16 protein-coding genes are annotated in these 14177 nt (G+C 65.1%); 6 read left to right on the top strand and 10 right to left on the bottom strand.

What is annotated here, in order from left to right; all coding sequences use genetic code 11:
- The 10 genes from RCI06_RS12860 to RCI06_RS12815 all read right to left on the bottom strand — a co-directional run.
- Positions 1-301 (bottom strand): amidohydrolase family protein (locus tag RCI06_RS12860; protein WP_306576299.1); only part of this gene is annotated, 301 nt, incomplete at its 3' end.
- 13 nt (positions 302-314) lie between these two features.
- Entirely contained in the window at positions 315-1538 is a 1224-nt protein-coding gene (locus RCI06_RS12855; protein ID WP_306576298.1) for an amidohydrolase family protein, read from the bottom strand.
- A 27-nt stretch (positions 1539-1565) separates the two neighbouring features.
- On the bottom strand, positions 1566-2528 hold the full coding sequence (locus RCI06_RS12850) for an ABC transporter ATP-binding protein (protein WP_306576297.1): 963 nt from the start codon (positions 2526-2528) through the stop codon (positions 1566-1568).
- 15 nt (positions 2529-2543) lie between these two features.
- Positions 2544-3506: an ABC transporter ATP-binding protein gene (locus RCI06_RS12845; protein ID WP_306576296.1), complete on the bottom strand. Its 963-nt coding sequence runs from the start codon at positions 3504-3506 to the stop codon at positions 2544-2546.
- A gap of 14 nt (positions 3507-3520) precedes the next feature.
- On the bottom strand, positions 3521-4390 hold the full coding sequence (locus RCI06_RS12840; protein WP_243107438.1) for an ABC transporter permease: 870 nt from the start codon (positions 4388-4390) through the stop codon (positions 3521-3523).
- Positions 4380-5351 carry an ABC transporter permease gene (locus RCI06_RS12835; protein WP_306576295.1) on the bottom strand — a complete coding sequence of 324 codons (972 nt, stop codon included), beginning with the start codon at positions 5349-5351 and terminating at the stop codon, positions 4380-4382. Before RCI06_RS12835 ends, RCI06_RS12840 begins: the two co-directional genes overlap by 11 nt.
- Before the next feature lie 33 nt (positions 5352-5384).
- Positions 5385-6920: an ABC transporter substrate-binding protein gene (locus RCI06_RS12830; RefSeq protein ID WP_306576294.1), complete on the bottom strand. Its 1536-nt coding sequence runs from the start codon at positions 6918-6920 to the stop codon at positions 5385-5387.
- 41 nt (positions 6921-6961) lie between these two features.
- Positions 6962-8155: a pyridoxal phosphate-dependent aminotransferase gene (locus RCI06_RS12825; protein ID WP_306576293.1), complete on the bottom strand. Its 1194-nt coding sequence runs from the start codon at positions 8153-8155 to the stop codon at positions 6962-6964.
- 23 nt (positions 8156-8178) lie between these two features.
- On the bottom strand, positions 8179-8553 hold the full coding sequence (locus tag RCI06_RS12820) for a RidA family protein (protein WP_121586883.1): 375 nt from the start codon (positions 8551-8553) through the stop codon (positions 8179-8181).
- 461 nt (positions 8554-9014) lie between these two features.
- The gene (locus tag RCI06_RS12815; RefSeq protein WP_306576292.1) at positions 9015-9680 is read right to left on the bottom strand and encodes a transcriptional regulator; all 666 of its coding nucleotides are present in this window, start codon (positions 9678-9680) and stop codon (positions 9015-9017) included.
- Between the two features lie 219 nt (positions 9681-9899).
- Between RCI06_RS12815 and RCI06_RS12810 the strand changes: the two genes are divergently transcribed.
- From RCI06_RS12810 to RCI06_RS12785, 6 genes are all read left to right on the top strand, one after another.
- Positions 9900-10241, top strand: a complete 342-nt coding sequence (locus RCI06_RS12810) for a hypothetical protein (protein ID WP_306576291.1) — start codon at positions 9900-9902, stop codon at positions 10239-10241.
- Entirely contained in the window at positions 10234-11076 is an 843-nt protein-coding gene (locus RCI06_RS12805) for a hypothetical protein (protein WP_306576290.1), read from the top strand. Before RCI06_RS12810 ends, RCI06_RS12805 begins: the two co-directional genes overlap by 8 nt.
- A 139-nt stretch (positions 11077-11215) precedes the next feature.
- Positions 11216-11872 carry a sugar transferase gene (locus tag RCI06_RS12800; protein WP_306576289.1) on the top strand — a complete coding sequence of 219 codons (657 nt, stop codon included), beginning with the start codon at positions 11216-11218 and terminating at the stop codon, positions 11870-11872.
- 12 nt (positions 11873-11884) lie between these two features.
- Complete coding sequence (rfbG, locus tag RCI06_RS12795) at positions 11885-12955, top strand: CDP-glucose 4,6-dehydratase (protein WP_306576288.1); 1071 nt, start codon at positions 11885-11887, stop codon at positions 12953-12955.
- Positions 12952-13506 (top strand): dTDP-4-dehydrorhamnose 3,5-epimerase family protein, encoded by a 555-nt coding sequence (locus RCI06_RS12790; RefSeq protein WP_306576287.1) that lies wholly within the window; start codon positions 12952-12954, stop codon positions 13504-13506. The genes rfbG and RCI06_RS12790 overlap by 4 nt, the downstream gene beginning before the upstream one ends.
- On the top strand, positions 13503-14177 hold a 675-nt coding region (locus RCI06_RS12785), incomplete at its 3' end, for a glycosyltransferase family 8 protein (RefSeq protein WP_306576286.1). The genes RCI06_RS12790 and RCI06_RS12785, both read left to right, overlap by 4 nt.

The following is a 14177-nucleotide window of genomic DNA, read 5'->3' as shown; positions in this document are numbered from 1 at the left end:
GGTTGGGGAGCACGGGGAAGGGGGACTTGCCGCAGTTGCAGGACACCTCGGTCGTCACGCCCTGCGCCACCTGGCTCTGGGAGGGCGGGTTGTGGATGATCGCGAAGTCGGAGTGGGCGTGCGCGTCGATAAAGCCGGGGGAGAGGACGAGCCCCTCCGCGTCGATCGTGCGCTTGGCGCCGAGGTGCCGCAGGTCGCCCACGCCGGTGATTGTGTCGCCCTTGACGGCCACGTCCGCCCGGAAGCCCGGACGGCCGGAGCCGTCGACCACGAACGCGTTTTTGATGAGAACGTCTACCATCTGTAATCCCTCCTCAGCATTCCGGCGCTTCCGGCCGGTAGACGGTTTTGCCGCTCATGAGGACCCGGCGGACCCGCTGGAGGCTGCGGATGTCGGCGGAGGCGTCCCCGTCGCAGACGAGCAGGTCGGCGTTGAGGCCCGCCTTCACGAGCCCGACGGAGTTTTCAATGTCAAGCAGCTTGGCGCCGTTATGGGTGCCCAGCCGGATGGCCTGCACCGGCGTGATGCCGTAGTCGACCATGAAGGCCAGCTCCTTGGCGACCGGCGCGGGCGGCGCGCCGAAGAGCACCATGTCGGTGCCCGCGGCGATCGTGACGCCGAGGTCGTAGATCGCCTTGAAGTTCGTCTTGTAGCTCTCCGCCGCGCTCTTAAAGAAGCTCCAGAAGCTGCGCACCGGCAGCGGCGCGTCGGGGCCGGGGTTGCCGTCCGCGTCCTTATAGCGGTCGTAGGCGTCGGTGTAGGTGATGATCGTGGGAATCCACGCGAGCCCCTTGCGCTTCATCTCGGCGGCCTGCTCGAGGGTCAGGTAGGTGGCGTGCTCGATCGTGTCGAAGCCCGCCTCGATCGCCATGCCCACCGACGGGCCGACGCCCGCGTGGATGGCGCATTTGCGCTCGAGCCGGTGGGTCTCCTCGACTGCGGCGTTCAGCTCCTCCTGGGTGTATTCCGGCCGGGTCATCACCCGGTGGCTGCTCATCAGCTTGATCCAGTCGGCGCCCGCTCGCAGCTGCTTGCGGATGACCTTGCGGATCTCGTCCACGCCGTCCGCGACCTCGCACTCGTTTTTGAGGTTGGTGATCTGGTCGCCGTGGCCGCCCGTCATTGTGAGCCCGCGGTCACAGTGGAAGATGCGCGGGATGGTGACGTAGCCCTTTTGGCCCGCGTAGCGCAGCTTTTCGCAGAGCAGGTGGTCGGAGGACATGTCGCGCACGGTGGTGACGCCCACCGTCAGCGCCGACTGCGCGGCGTAGAGCGCCTTGTAGGCGATGAGGTGGTCGTTGAAGCGCAGCGCGTCGGGGTAGTGGATGTAGCTGCCGAGGTGGATGTGCATGTCGATGAGGCCGGGAAGGATGGTGGCGTCGCCGAAGTCGAGGATTTGCTCCTCCGGGTGCGCGGCGGCAAGCGCCTGGCGGGGGGAGACCTCCGCGATCTTCCCGGTTGCATCGATCCGTACGGCGTGGCCGCGCAGGACGGTCTCGCCGTCGCCGGTGACGATGGTTTTCGCAGTCAATATCATGCCTAATACCTTCTTTTTTGTCCGAGATTAGAGGGAGTTTATTTCCCGCACGTAGTGGCAGGCGACCTGGTGGCCGCAGGAGACCTCCTCCAGCTGCGGCTGCTCGCAATGGCACCGCTCCTTCGCGTAGGCGCAGCGCGGCGCGAAGCGGCAGCCCGGCTTGGGGTTGATGGGGGAGGTGATCTCCCCCTTGAGTAGGATGCGTTCCTGCTTCTGGTGCAGCTTCGGGCGCGGGATGGCGGAGAGCAGCGCCTTGGTGTAGGGGTGGTAGTGGTGGGCGAAGAGCTCCTTGGAGCCGGCGTTTTCCACCATGTTCCCGAGATACATGACGCCGATGTCGTTGGAGATGTGCTTGACGACCGACAGGTCGTGGGTGATAAACAGATAGGTGAGGTTCATCTCCTTCTGCAAATCCTGCAAAAGGTTGAGGATCTGGGCCTGAATGGACATGTCCAGCGCGGAGACCGGCTCGTCGCAGACGATGAATTTGGGGCTCAGGGCAAGCGCGCGGGCGATGCCGATGCGCTGGCGGCGGCCGCCGTCCAGCTCGTGCGGGTAGGAGTCCGCCACCCGCTGGGCCAGCCCCACCGTATCCATGAGGGCGGCGACCTTCCGGTTCCGCTCCTCCCTGTTCGCACACGCCTGGTAGATGTCCAGCGGCTCGCCGATGATCTCCGAGACCGTCATGCGCGGGTTGATCGAGGAGTAGGGGTCCTGAAAGATCATCTGCATGTTGCGGCGGGAATGCTTGAGCTCTTTTTTGTCCAGACGGGTGATGTCCCGCCCCTCGAACCGGACCATGCCGCCGGTGGATTCCAGCAGGTGCACGAGCACCCTGCCGAGGGTGGACTTCCCGCAGCCCGACTCCCCGACGATGCCCAGCGTTTTGCCTTCGCCGAGCGAAAAGCTCACGCCGTCGACCGCGTGCAGCGCGCCCTGCGGGACCTTGAAGTATTTTTTGAGATCGGTTACCTCTAGCAGCGCTCCCATCAAAACGCCTCCTGTCTATATTTCACGGATGCACCGGACGGTGTGGGTGCCGGAGAGGCGCCGCGGTGCGGGCGGCTCCTTTTCGCAGGCAGCGGTCCGGTAGGGGCACCGGGGAGCGAAGTTGCACCCGGCGGGCAGGTCGGTGGGGTCGGGCATCAGCCCGGGGATCGGCTGGAGGCGGTCCCGCTCCTCGTCGAGGTCGGGGATCGAGCCGAACAGCCCGACCGTATAGGGGTGGCGGGTGCGCTCGAAGATGTCCTCCGCGCTCCCCGATTCGATGATCTCGCCCGCGTACATGATCGCGACCCGGTCGCAGGTCTCCGCCACGATGCCCAGGTCGTGGGTGATGAGGATCATCGAGGTCCCGAGCTCCTGCTTCAGCTTCTTCATCATATCCATGACCTGCGCCTGCACGGTGACGTCGAGGGCGGTGGTGGGCTCGTCGGCGATGAGCAGCGACGGGTTGCAGGCCAGCGCGATGGCGATGACGACCCGCTGCTTCATCCCGCCCGAAAACTGGTGGGGATATTCGCCGAACCGCTCGCTCGGGATGCCGACCATCTCGAGCATCTCGCACGCCCTGACGTGCGCCTCGGCGGCGCCCGTCTTCCCGTGCAGGCGGATCATCTCGACGATCTGCTCGCCGACGGTCATGATCGGGTTGAGGGCGGTCATCGGGTCCTGATAGATCATCGAGATCTTTTCGCCGCGCACCTTGCGCACCTCGTTGGGGGAGAGCTTGCGCAGATCCCGCCCCTCGAAGAAAATTTCTCCGTTCGGCACGACCGCTGGCGGCACCGGCAGCAGCCGCATGATGGCCAGCGCGGTCGTGGTCTTGCCCGCGCCCGTCTCCCCGACCAGCCCGAGCGTCTCGCCCCTGCGGAGGTTGAGGTCGATGCCGTTTACCGCCTCGACGTTCCCCTTGCGGGTGCGGTATTGCACGGTGAGGTTCTTGATTTCCAGAAGCAGATCGTTCATGCCTGTCACCTCCGTCAGTCCTTGAGACGCGGGTCGATGGCGTCGCGGATGCCATCGCCGACGATGTTCAGGGAGAATACCGTGATCATGATGAAGAGTCCGGGGAAGACGGCCATATACGGCTCGTAGCGCAGATACTGGCGCGCCGCCGAGAGCATGGCGCCCCACTCGGCCTGCGGCGGCTGGATGCCCATGCCGAGGAAGGAGAGGGTGGCGCAGGAGAGGATGGCCGCCGCCACGCCGAGGGTGGACTGCACGATGATCGGGGCGACCGCGTTGGGGAGGATGTGCCGGAGCATGATGCGCAGGTCCCCCGCCCCGATCGACCGGGCGGCCTCGATGTACTCGTTGTCCTTGACGGTAAGCACCGCCGCGCGCGCCACGCGCGCGAAGCCGGGCGCGTTGGCAAGGCCGATGGCGATCATCATGTTTCGCAGCCCGGTGCCGAGGGAGGCCGCGATCGCGATGGCCAGAAGCATGCCGGGGATCGCCATCAGCACGTCCATGAAGCGCATGATCACCGTGTCGAACTTTCCTCCGTAGAAGGCGGCGACCGTGCCGAGCGTGCCGCCGATCAGCAGTCCGATCGCCACGGCGATCAGGCCGACCTGCAGGGAGATCTGGCTGCCGTAGATGATGCGGCTGAGGATGTCGCGGCCAAAGTTGTCGGTGCCGAAGGGGTGCCCGGGTCCGGGCGGCTGCTTGGCGATGGAGGCGTCCTGGTCGTCGTAGCCGTAGGGCGCGATCAGCGGCGCGAGGAGGGCGCAGAGGATGAGCAGGATCATGACGATTGCGCCGAACACGGCCATGCGGTTGCGCAGGAACCGGTGGAGCACGTCGCCCCAGAGCCCCTGCTTTTTGGGGAGGGCGTTTCTACGCTTCAACTGCCGCCACCTCCTTGCGTTTTTTCAGCTTTTGGTACTGGGATTTGATGCGCGGGTCGATGTAGCTGTAGAGGATGTCCACGCCGAGGTTGACGAAGCTGAAGAGGATCGCCATGAAGAGCACGCATCCCATGACCACCGGCGTGTCGCGCGTCTTGATGCTGTCGATCAGGTATTTGCCGATGCCGGGGATGGCAAAAACGGTTTCGCACAGGACGGTGGTGACACCGAGCAGGTTGCCGAACTGGATGCCGATGACGGTGATGACCGGGATGAGGGCGTTTTTGAGCGCGTGGTTGATGATGACCTTCCGCTCGACCTGCCCCTTGCCGCGCGCGGTGCGGATGTAGTCCTGGCGGATCGTCTCGAGCATGCTCGAGCGGGTGGTGCGCATGATGTTGGCCGCGCCGTTGACCCCCAGCGTGATCGCGGGCATGACGAAGTAGAGCGGCCCGTAGGAACCCGAGGCCGGCAGCCATCCCAGCTGGATGGAGAAGAAGATGATCAGCAGCAGCCCGAACCAGAAGGAGGGCATCGACACGCCGATCAGGGAGGTCGCCGTCGCGAGGTTGTCGAAGATGGAGTACTGCCTGGTCGCGGCGATGACGCCGCAGGTCACCCCGATGACGATTGAGAGGGCGCACCCCAGCACCGCCAGCAGGGCGGTGTTGGGGAAGCGTTCGAGGATCTCGGTCATGACGGGGCGGCCGGTGAAATAGGACTCGCCGAAATCGAACCGGGTCAGGATACCGCCGGCGTAGCGCACGTACTGGACGACGAAGGGGTCGTCGCGCCCCAGCTTGGCGTTGAGCGCGTCGATGTCCTCCTGCGTGGCGTTGTCGCCCAGCAGCATCTGGACGGGGTCGCCCGGCGCGATGTACATCAGGGAAAAGACGATCAGCGTGACGCCCAGCAGCACGGGGATCATCAGGAGCAGCCGCTTTAACACATACCGGTACACGTTGTCACCTCATTTCTGGCGCATGCCGAAGGGCTATGCAAAGGTCACCTTGTTGAAGGAGTAGCGGCCGGAGGGCGGCGCTTCGAGTCCCTGGACACTGCTGCGGGCCACGGCGATCTCCTCGCTGTTCCAGAGGAAGACCCACGGGCAGTCCTCGACGATCAGCTCCTGCGCCTTGTAGTAGGCGTCGCGTCGCGCGTCCTGGTCGATTGTGTTCGCGCCGGTATCGAGCAGCGCGTCCACGTCGGGGTTGCTGTAGCGGGCGGTATTGGCCCAGGTGGCGCTGCCGGTGTGGAAGGTGTCGCTCAGGCCGTAGTCGGCGTCGCCGGTGTAGGTCGGCCAGGTGAGAATGTACATCTGGAAGCCGCCGTTGACGATCTTGTCGAGGTAGGTCGCGTTCTCCAGCACCTCGACCGAGGTGCGGATGCCGACCGCCGCGAGCTGGTTCTGGACCATCTCGGCGATGTCGATGCGCAGCTGGGCGTCGCTCGTGGTGATGACCACGTCGATCCCGTCGGGATAGCCGGCCTCGGCCAGCAGCTGTTTGGCCTTCTCCGGGTCATAGGCGTAGGGCTTGAGACCGGGGTTGTAGCCCCAGATCGCCGGGGAGATCGGGCCGTCGGCGACCGAACCGGTCGTACCGTAGACGGTCTGGACGATGCTCTCCTTATCGATCGCGCAGCTGATCGCCTGGCGGACGAGCTTGTTGTCGTAGGGGGCCAGCGTGCAGTCGAAGCCGATGAAGCAGTTGTTGTAGGAGTCGGCGCGCAGGATCTGCACGTCGGGGTTCTCCTCGAGCATCGGCAGGTCGCTCGCGGAGATGTTCATCGCGATGTCCACACCGCCCGATTCGATCTCGACCGTGCGGCTCGACGGCTCGGCGATGATGCGCATGATCAGCTTGTTCACGGAGGGCTTGGCGCCCCAGTACCGATCGTTGGCGGTGTACTCCAGCCGGTCGCCGCGCACCCATTTGCTCAGCGCGAAGGGGCCGCTGCCGACGGGCTCCTCAGCGAACGCTTCGGCGCCCTTTTCCGAGTGGTACTTCTGCGGCACGATATAGACGTAGCAGAGCTGGGAAAAAAGCGGTCCGCAGGGCTGGGTCATGCGCAGGGTGATCGTGTGCTCGTCGTCGACCGTCGACTTTTCAAGGTCGATGACGTCGACGAAGGGCTGCAGGTAGGTGCTGGCCATCGTCTGGCCGATCGAGTAGAAGACGTCGTCGGCGGTCAGCGGGTCGCCGTTGTGGAAGACGACCCCGTCGCGGATGTGCAGCACCAGCGTGGTGTCGTCGGTGTACTCCCAGCTCTCGGCGATGCAGGGGACCGCTTCGCCGTCGGGGCCGAGCGCCAGCAGGGTGTCGAACACCTGCACCTTGAAGTTGGCGGAGGTGCTGTCGTTTTTGCCGTAGGGGTCCATCGTGGTGGGCTCGTTGGCGACCGCCACGACGAGGGTGTCCTTGCCGCCCGGGGCGGCGGCGCCGCCGTCCGCGCTCTTTCCGCAGGCGCTCAGGAGGGAGAGGCAGAGGACCGCGGCGAGGCAGGTGCGCAATAATCTCATCTTTTTCATTTAAATCCTCCTAGTCACAGATGGTTGGGTCGATCCCGGGGTCAGCGGCCGTTTTCCCGCCAGAGCAGTTCCATCCCGCGCTCCAGCCGGTCGAGGCCCTCCGTCAGGATGGCCCGGCTGGTGGCGAAGCAGAGGCGGACGTATCCCCTGCCGCCGGGGCCGAACATCTTTTCCGAGCCCGCGACGAGCGCGAGCTGCGCCCGTTCCTGCAGGAAATCGCAGAAGGCGGTGTTTTCCACGCCCGTCTCGCGGATGTCAATCCAGAGGAGATAGGTGGCCTCCGGCCGGACGGTGGAGAGCCCCCGCATCCCGTTGATCCGCTCGACCGCGTAGTCGCGGTTCTTTTTCAGGTGCACGAGGAATTCCTTCGTCCAGTAGCCCGCCTTTTCGAGGCAGGCGGTCCCCGCAATCTGGGAGACCGAAGCGATGCCGCCCGCCGTCGTCATGACGGCGGATTCCTCGACGATGCGGCCGAAGATTTCCGGGTCGGTGCAGTAGATGCAGCCGATGCGCAGCCCGGCCACGCCGAACGCCTTGGAGAACCCGTAGACCGACAGGGTGCGGCGGTTGCGCCGCGCGCCGAGGGAGAGGATGCTCAGGAAGGGCGCCTCCCCGTAGGTGATGTCCGACCAGATTTCGTCGTTCATGATCCACAGGTCATATTTCTCCGCGAGGGATAGGATGTGCTCGAGGTCCTCCCGCGGATAGACCTTGCCGAGCGGGTTGTGGGGGTTGCAGAGCCCGATCATCCGGGTGTGCGGCGTGATATAGCTTTCCAGCAGGCTGAAATCGATTTTGCCGTCCACGATCCGCGTCGGGAAGAAGACGGGTGTCGCGCCCGCCGCGAGGACGGCGTTTTTGAAGAGGTAGTCGACCGGGTCGAAGACGATCGCCTCGTCCCCCGGGCGGAGCACCGTCCGCGCGATCACGTACATGCCGCGCGCGGCGCTGTCGATGGGGAGCACGAGGTCGGCGGGGACCTCCTCCCCCTTGCATTCCCGCAGGTGCCGCGAGACGGCCTCCCGGAACGCGGGGATACCCAGCTTGGGGGTGTAGGGTAGGTAGCCGCCGCCGATGTAGGAGATCAGCGCGTCGGTGATCTCCTTTGCGACGGGGAAGTCGGGGTCGGCGGCCGTCAGCGGGATTACCCCGTCGGGGACCTCCGCCCAGCGGTAATTGAAGGCGCGCTCCCTGAGAATGTCGAGGTTGACCGCGCCGTCGTCGAAAAGTCTCACGGTATTCTCTCCTTCCGGATGGTTTACGCCTCGCAGATGACCTCAATCTCCAGCTCGGCGTTTTTCGGCAGCTCCGCGACCTGGCAGCAGGCTCTGGCGGGCGGGGTGCCCTTGAAGAAACGGCCGTAGGCCTCGTTGATCTCCTGGAATTTTGTTAAGTCTTTGGCGAGGATGGTCGTTTTGACGATCTTGTGCAGGCCGCTGCCCGCCTCCCGCAGGATTTCTGAAATGTTGTTCATAATGCAGTCGGTCTGGTCGGCGATGCTGCCCTCCAGGAGCTTGCCGCTGCCGGTGTCGATCGGCAGCTGACCGGAGACAAAAATAAAGCCGTTTGATTTGATCGCCTGACAGTAGGGGCCCACGGCGGCCGGGGCGTTGTTGGTCGCAATTTTTTCCACTTGACATACCACCTTTGCAATCGATTTTGGAGAGGGAGCGGGAATATGCGCTCAAAACTTGTGATATCACATAGTTTCAAAAGATAAGATAAGAAAATTTTAAACAGATTGCTGGAAAAACGGTATAAAAAAGTGTGCCAAAACGAAGAGGGCGAAGGTCATTGTTTTGGCACACGGGCGGCGGAAAGTTTTCCTGTGATAGAATTTTTTTCATTTTCTAAATTATAATACTATAAAATATTTTAGTCAATCGCAATATTCGACAAATATTTTATCCAATCCTCGACATTCCAATGAAATTTTGGTATCAAATTTCCATATCATGTAAATTGGGGCGCAAAATGAAAAGCGTCCCCGGCGGGTAGACCGCCGAGGACGCACGATAAAATATATTTTATTGTTTGCTTTCCGGGACCGGAGACCGAACGGACGGAACCGCTGAAATATGGTTCAGCCAAACGCTATTTCTTCTGGAGCGCCCGCAGGTGCAGGTAGACGGTATTTTTGGAGATGCCGAGGATGTCGGCGATCTTGATGACCGAGTCCTTGAGCTTGAAAATGCCCTGGCCGTAGAGGATGCTGATGATCTCCTTGTTTTTCTGCGAGGGGATGATGTTGGCGTCGACGTTGACCCGTTCCTTCGCGCTCACCGTGGCCTGCCGCAGCAGCTCGTCCGGATCGCTGGCATAGCTCTCCTTGATAAAGCCGGGCGCGAACTGGGACTCCTCCACGAAGTTTTCAATGACGCGGGAAAAGGGGGTGTTGAGGTAAAAATTGATGCAGAGCAGGCCGATCGCGCGGCCGCCCTCTCCCTTGATGATGATCGTCGTCGCCTTGAGGGGCTCTCCTTTTTTGTTCTTCGCGCGGTAGGAGATGTAGCCGTGGTCGCCGTCCGCCTCGATCCGGGAGAGCATGTTCAGCGCCAGGTCGGTGATGGGCGCGCCCTCCTTGCGTCCGGTGTAATGCCCGTTGATGATCTTGATGACCGACTGGTCGAGGTTTTCCAGGCTGTGCAGGACGAATTCGTAGCCGTCGCCCAGATAGTCCGCCAGCCCGTCCACGACCGTCTTGCAGGACTCCAGTATCATTTTGTCGACTTCCGTGAGCGCGATATTTGCTTTTTCCATGATGCCCTCTTTTCTGCACCTTCGTTTGGCAGCGCTTGATTTGTCCATTATATCGGGATTCATTTTGGATTACAATAGTAAAAAATATTTTATTGAATGAATTATTATAATCGCACAAGGAAGCGCGCCTAAATTTGTTGATATTGGGCCGCGGGAAGGCGTGCGGGATTTTGCAACTTTCCCCCTTTTCTGCGGTACGGGTGAAAGGAGGGATGGGTAGTGAAACTGCAAAACTACCACATCAGCATCGTGCGCGGCGACAGCGGAACCCTCACGGTGCGCTGCAAGGGCCCCAGCGGCGAGGCGCGCCCCTTTTCGGCGGGGGAATGCGTCCGCCTGGCCGTAAAGGCGGACGCGCGGCAGCGGGAGCCGCTGCTGCAAAAGGCCGAAACGGACTTTCCCGAGGGGGCGGCCGTATTTTCCTTCGCGCCGGAGGACACGAGGGCGCTCCCGTTCGGGAACTACCGTTACGACGTGCGCCTGACCGACCGGGAGGGCAATGTCTTCACGATCGTGCCCGCCGGCGATTTCACCGTATTGGAGGCGATCGCCGATGCCTGAGCTGACCGGGATTCTGGAGGCGCCCGCGCCGCTGACGGGCTGCGCTTCGGCGGCCGGACCGCGCGGCCCGCAGGGCGAGCCGGGGCGGGACGGCGCGGACGGGTACACGCCCGTGCGCGGCGTCGATTACTTCACGCCGGAGGAGATCGCGCAAATTCGGGAGGAGGCCGTCGAAGAGGCGCTCCGGCAGGCGGAGGAGCGGTTCGCGGAAGCGCTGACGGAGGAGAAGACGGGGACGCTGCTCACGCTGCAAAAGCTGCGCCCGGGCGGCGCCGTGACGGTGACGGGCGTCCCGGCGGGCGCGCAAATCGAGATGCGCGGCAAAAACCTGCTCGATCTAAAGGCCTTCGCGGGCAATGTCTTCACGGTGGAGGGGGACACGCTGCGCGCCGTCAAGCCGGAGAGCGGGGACGCGGGCTCGCCGCGCGTGCCCTGCCGCATCCCGGCGGGGACCCCCTTCGTCCTCTCCTGCCGGAGCCTCTCGGACACGAATGGGCTGGTGCTGATTTCCAACAACAGCGCGGGCTATTACCATGTGACCGGCACCGAGGTGAAGTGCACCGCCGGGGAGGAGATCATGGACCTCAAATTCGCGGTGAAGCTGGCGGTGGCCGCCGGCGCGTCCGTCGCGATCGAGGCCCCGCAGATCGAGATCGGAAAGGCCGCGACCGGATACGAGCCCTACCGGCTCGAGACGGCGGAGGCCACGGGGGAGGCGCAGAGGCTTGTGCCGCCGGGCGCGGCCGTCAACCTGAGCAGGGGGGACGGCGGGACGCTGACCGCCTCCTGCCGGAGAGACCTGAACGCGGTGATCGCCGCGCTGGAAAAAGGCTGAGAAACCCCGTCGGGAGGAGGTCTCCTCCCGGCGGGGTTTTTGCGTTCTCTCCTTGACAGATCGGGCGGACCCATATTATCATAGTGGTACTATATGACGATTTTTGTCGAAAACAGGCTCGGAAAGGAGGGCGCCGGGGATGGACGGGGCGTTTTACGATGCGCTTGCGCTCCTCGCGCGGTGGGAGCGCACGGCCTATCTCGCCGGGAAACGGTTTGTCGACCTGGCGGTCTCCGCCGCGGGACTCCTGCTGCTCGCGCCCCTCTTCCTGCTGATCGCCGCCGCCGTGCGCCTGGATTCCCCCGGCCCCGCGTTTTTCCTGCACGAGCGGGTCGGGATGGGCGGAAAGCCGCTGCGCGTGTGGAAGTTCCGCACGATGGCGCGGAACGCGCGGGAATTGGCGGAGCGGTTCACGCCCGCCCAGCGGCGGGAGTTCGAGCGGCGCTTCAAGCTCGCGGACGACCCGCGCGTCACCCGGGTGGGCGCCTTCCTGCGGCGGACGAGCCTGGACGAGCTGCCCCAGCTCATCAATGTGCTGCGCGGGGAGATGAGCCTCGTGGGGCCGCGCCCCGTCGTGGCGGAAGAGCTCGAGCGGTACGGCGCGCGCGGGGCGCTCCTCCTCGGGGTGCGCCCGGGGATCACCGGCTACTGGCAGGTGAATGACCGCGGCGGACTGAGCTATGAGGCGCGCATGGAGATGGAACTGTTCTACGCCGGGCACTGCGGCCCGGCGCTCGACTGGAAAATCCTGCGGCAAACGGCGGGAGCGGTGCTCCGCCGCGCGTGCGCGGTCTAGGGAGGGAAGGGCATGAAGCTGGATTTTTACCGGGGCAGGCGGGTGCTCGTGACGGGGCACACCGGATTTAAGGGCGCGTGGCTCTGCGGGCTGCTCGGGCTTTTGGGGGCGGAAACGGCGGGCTACGCGCTGCCGCCGGCCGAGCCCTCCCTCTATACGGTGCTCGGGCTGGAGAGGGAGCTGCGTTCGGTCATGGGGGACATCCGGGACCCGGACCCTCTCGAAAGGCTCTTCGACGCGTTCCGGCCCGAGGTGGTCTTCCACCTCGCGGCCCAGCCGATCGTGCGGGAGGGCTACCGCGACCCCGCCGGCACCTTTGATGTCAACCTGATGGGCACGGTGCGCCTGCTGGACTGCGTCCGGCGGCATCCGGGCGTGCGCTCGGTCCTCGTCGTCACGACCGACAAGGTCTATCGGAACGGCGACACGGGCCGCCCCTTCCGGGAGGAGGACCCGCTCGGCGGGGCGGACCCCTACGCGGGCAGCAAGTCGTGCGCCGAGCTGGCGGTGCGGAGCTATGCGGAATCCTTCTTTGCTTCCGGCCCGGCCGTCTCGACCGCGCGGGCGGGCAATGTGATCGGCGGCGGAGACTTCGCGCCCGGGCGCATCCTGCCCGACTGCGTGCGCGCCGTGCTGGCGGGGGAACCCGTGCGGCTGCGGCATCCCGGCTCGGTGCGGCCCTACCAGCATGTGCTCGAGGCGCTCTGCGCCTACCTGCTGATCGCCGCGGCGCAGGAGGGGGACCCCGCGCTCGCGGGCTGCTACAACGTCGGTCCCGGCGCGGAGGGCCGGGTTACGACGGGGGAGTTGGCGGATCTCTTCTGCGGGGCGTGGGGAGAAGGCGCCTCGTGGATTTCCGCCCCGGACGGCGGCCCGCCCGAGGCGGACACGCTCCTGCTCGACTGCGGAAAGCTGGAGGCTCGGCTCGGCTGGCGGCCGCTGTGGGAAATCGAGACCGCCGTCGAAAAGACGGTGGAATGGACGAAATGCCATGCGGCGGGGGAGGGCGCGGCGGACTGCGCCCGCCGCCAGATGGCGGAATATCTGCGCCTCTTTGACGGCGGGGACGGAGGGAAAGCATGATCCGGCCGTTTTCCTTTGCGCCCGCCGGGCTGGCGGGCGCTTACCGCATCCGGCCGCAGCGGTTCTCCGACGGGCGCGGGTGCCTCTGCAAGGACTATTCCCGCGAGATCTTCCGGGAGGCGGGCATCGACTTTTGTCCGGCGGAGACCTTCTGGACCGAGTCGGCCGGGGGCGTGCTGCGCGGGCTGCACTTCCAGCGGGGGCAGGATAAGCTGGTCCGCTGCGTCTCGGGGCGGGTCTACGACGTGCTCGCCGACCTGCGTCCGGGCTCCGCCACCTTTGGGCGGTGGCGGGCGTTCGAGCTCTCAGGGGAATCGGGCGAGTGCCTCTATCTCCCCGACGGGGTGGCGCACGGCTATCTCGCGCTCGAGCGGTCAATGGTCGCCTATTCCTGCGGCGCGGGCTACGACCCCGCGCGGGAGGGAGGCGTGCGCTGGGACGATCCGGGCCTCGCGGTCGAATGGCCGCTCGAGGGGGACGCCCGCCCCATCCTCTCGGAGCGGGACCGGGCGCTGCCCGGCTTGCGGGAGCTCTGCGGGGGAGCGCCGTGAACGTCGTCTACGCGAGCAGCGGCGGCTACGCCGAAATCGCCGGAATTTCGATGCGCTCCCTCTTCGAGAGCAATCGGGATGTGGAGGAGCTTGCCGTCTGGATGGTCGACTGCGGGATCGGCGGGGAAAATCGGCGAAAGCTGCTGAGCGTCGCGGCGGAATACGGCCGGGCGCTCTTTTTCGTCCACGGCGTCGACCCCTCCGAACGGGCGGGGATCCCCGTCGCGGAGGGCCGCTGGCACCCCGCGACCTTCCAACGCCTCTTCCTCGGTTCCCTGCTGCCCCCGGAGGCGGAGCGGGTCCTCTACCTCGACTGCGACACCCTCGTGCGCCGCCCGCTCGCCCCGCTCTGGGAGCGGCCGTTCGGCTCCTCCAGCGCGCTCGGCGTGGACGACTGCCGCAGCGGGCGGTATGCCGCCGAGCTGGGCCTGCCCCCCGACGCGCCCTACGTGGGCAGCGGCGTGCTGCTCCTCGATCTGGCGCGCTGGCGGCGGGAGGGGACGGAGGAACGGTTCCTTGCATTTTTGCGGACGCGCGGCGGCGACGTGACCTACGTCGACCAGGGGGTGCTCAACGGCACGCTCGGCGCGCTGGGGCAGACGGGCGCGCTCCCGCCCCGGTTCGGCGCGCCCACCGTCCTCTTCGATTTTCCCTACCGCGATCTGCTCCGC

Source organism: Anaerotruncus massiliensis (ex Togo et al. 2026) (genome assembly GCF_030825285.1).
Taxonomy (GTDB): domain Bacteria; phylum Bacillota; class Clostridia; order Oscillospirales; family Ruminococcaceae; genus Anaerotruncus; species Anaerotruncus massiliensis.
The sequence above is the reverse complement of the archived record's forward strand: the minus strand, read 5'-3'. Positions and strand labels throughout refer to the sequence as shown.

Coding starts and splice junctions, on each gene's coding strand:
- RCI06_RS12855 (WP_306576298.1), bottom strand. CDS start 1,538: ATGATATTGACTGCGAAAACCATCGTCACCGGCGACGGCGAGACCGTC.
- RCI06_RS12850 (WP_306576297.1), bottom strand. CDS start 2,528: ATGGGAGCGCTGCTAGAGGTAACCGATCTCAAAAAATACTTCAAGGTC.
- RCI06_RS12845 (WP_306576296.1), bottom strand. CDS start 3,506: ATGAACGATCTGCTTCTGGAAATCAAGAACCTCACCGTGCAATACCGC.
- RCI06_RS12830 (WP_306576294.1), bottom strand. CDS start 6,920: ATGAAAAAGATGAGATTATTGCGCACCTGCCTCGCCGCGGTCCTCTGC.
- RCI06_RS12815 (WP_306576292.1), bottom strand. CDS start 9,680: ATGGAAAAAGCAAATATCGCGCTCACGGAAGTCGACAAAATGATACTG.
- RCI06_RS12805 (WP_306576290.1), top strand. CDS start 10,234: ATGCCTGAGCTGACCGGGATTCTGGAGGCGCCCGCGCCGCTGACGGGC.
- RCI06_RS12800 (WP_306576289.1), top strand. CDS start 11,216: ATGGACGGGGCGTTTTACGATGCGCTTGCGCTCCTCGCGCGGTGGGAG.
- rfbG (WP_306576288.1), top strand. CDS start 11,885: ATGAAGCTGGATTTTTACCGGGGCAGGCGGGTGCTCGTGACGGGGCAC.
- RCI06_RS12790 (WP_306576287.1), top strand. CDS start 12,952: ATGATCCGGCCGTTTTCCTTTGCGCCCGCCGGGCTGGCGGGCGCTTAC.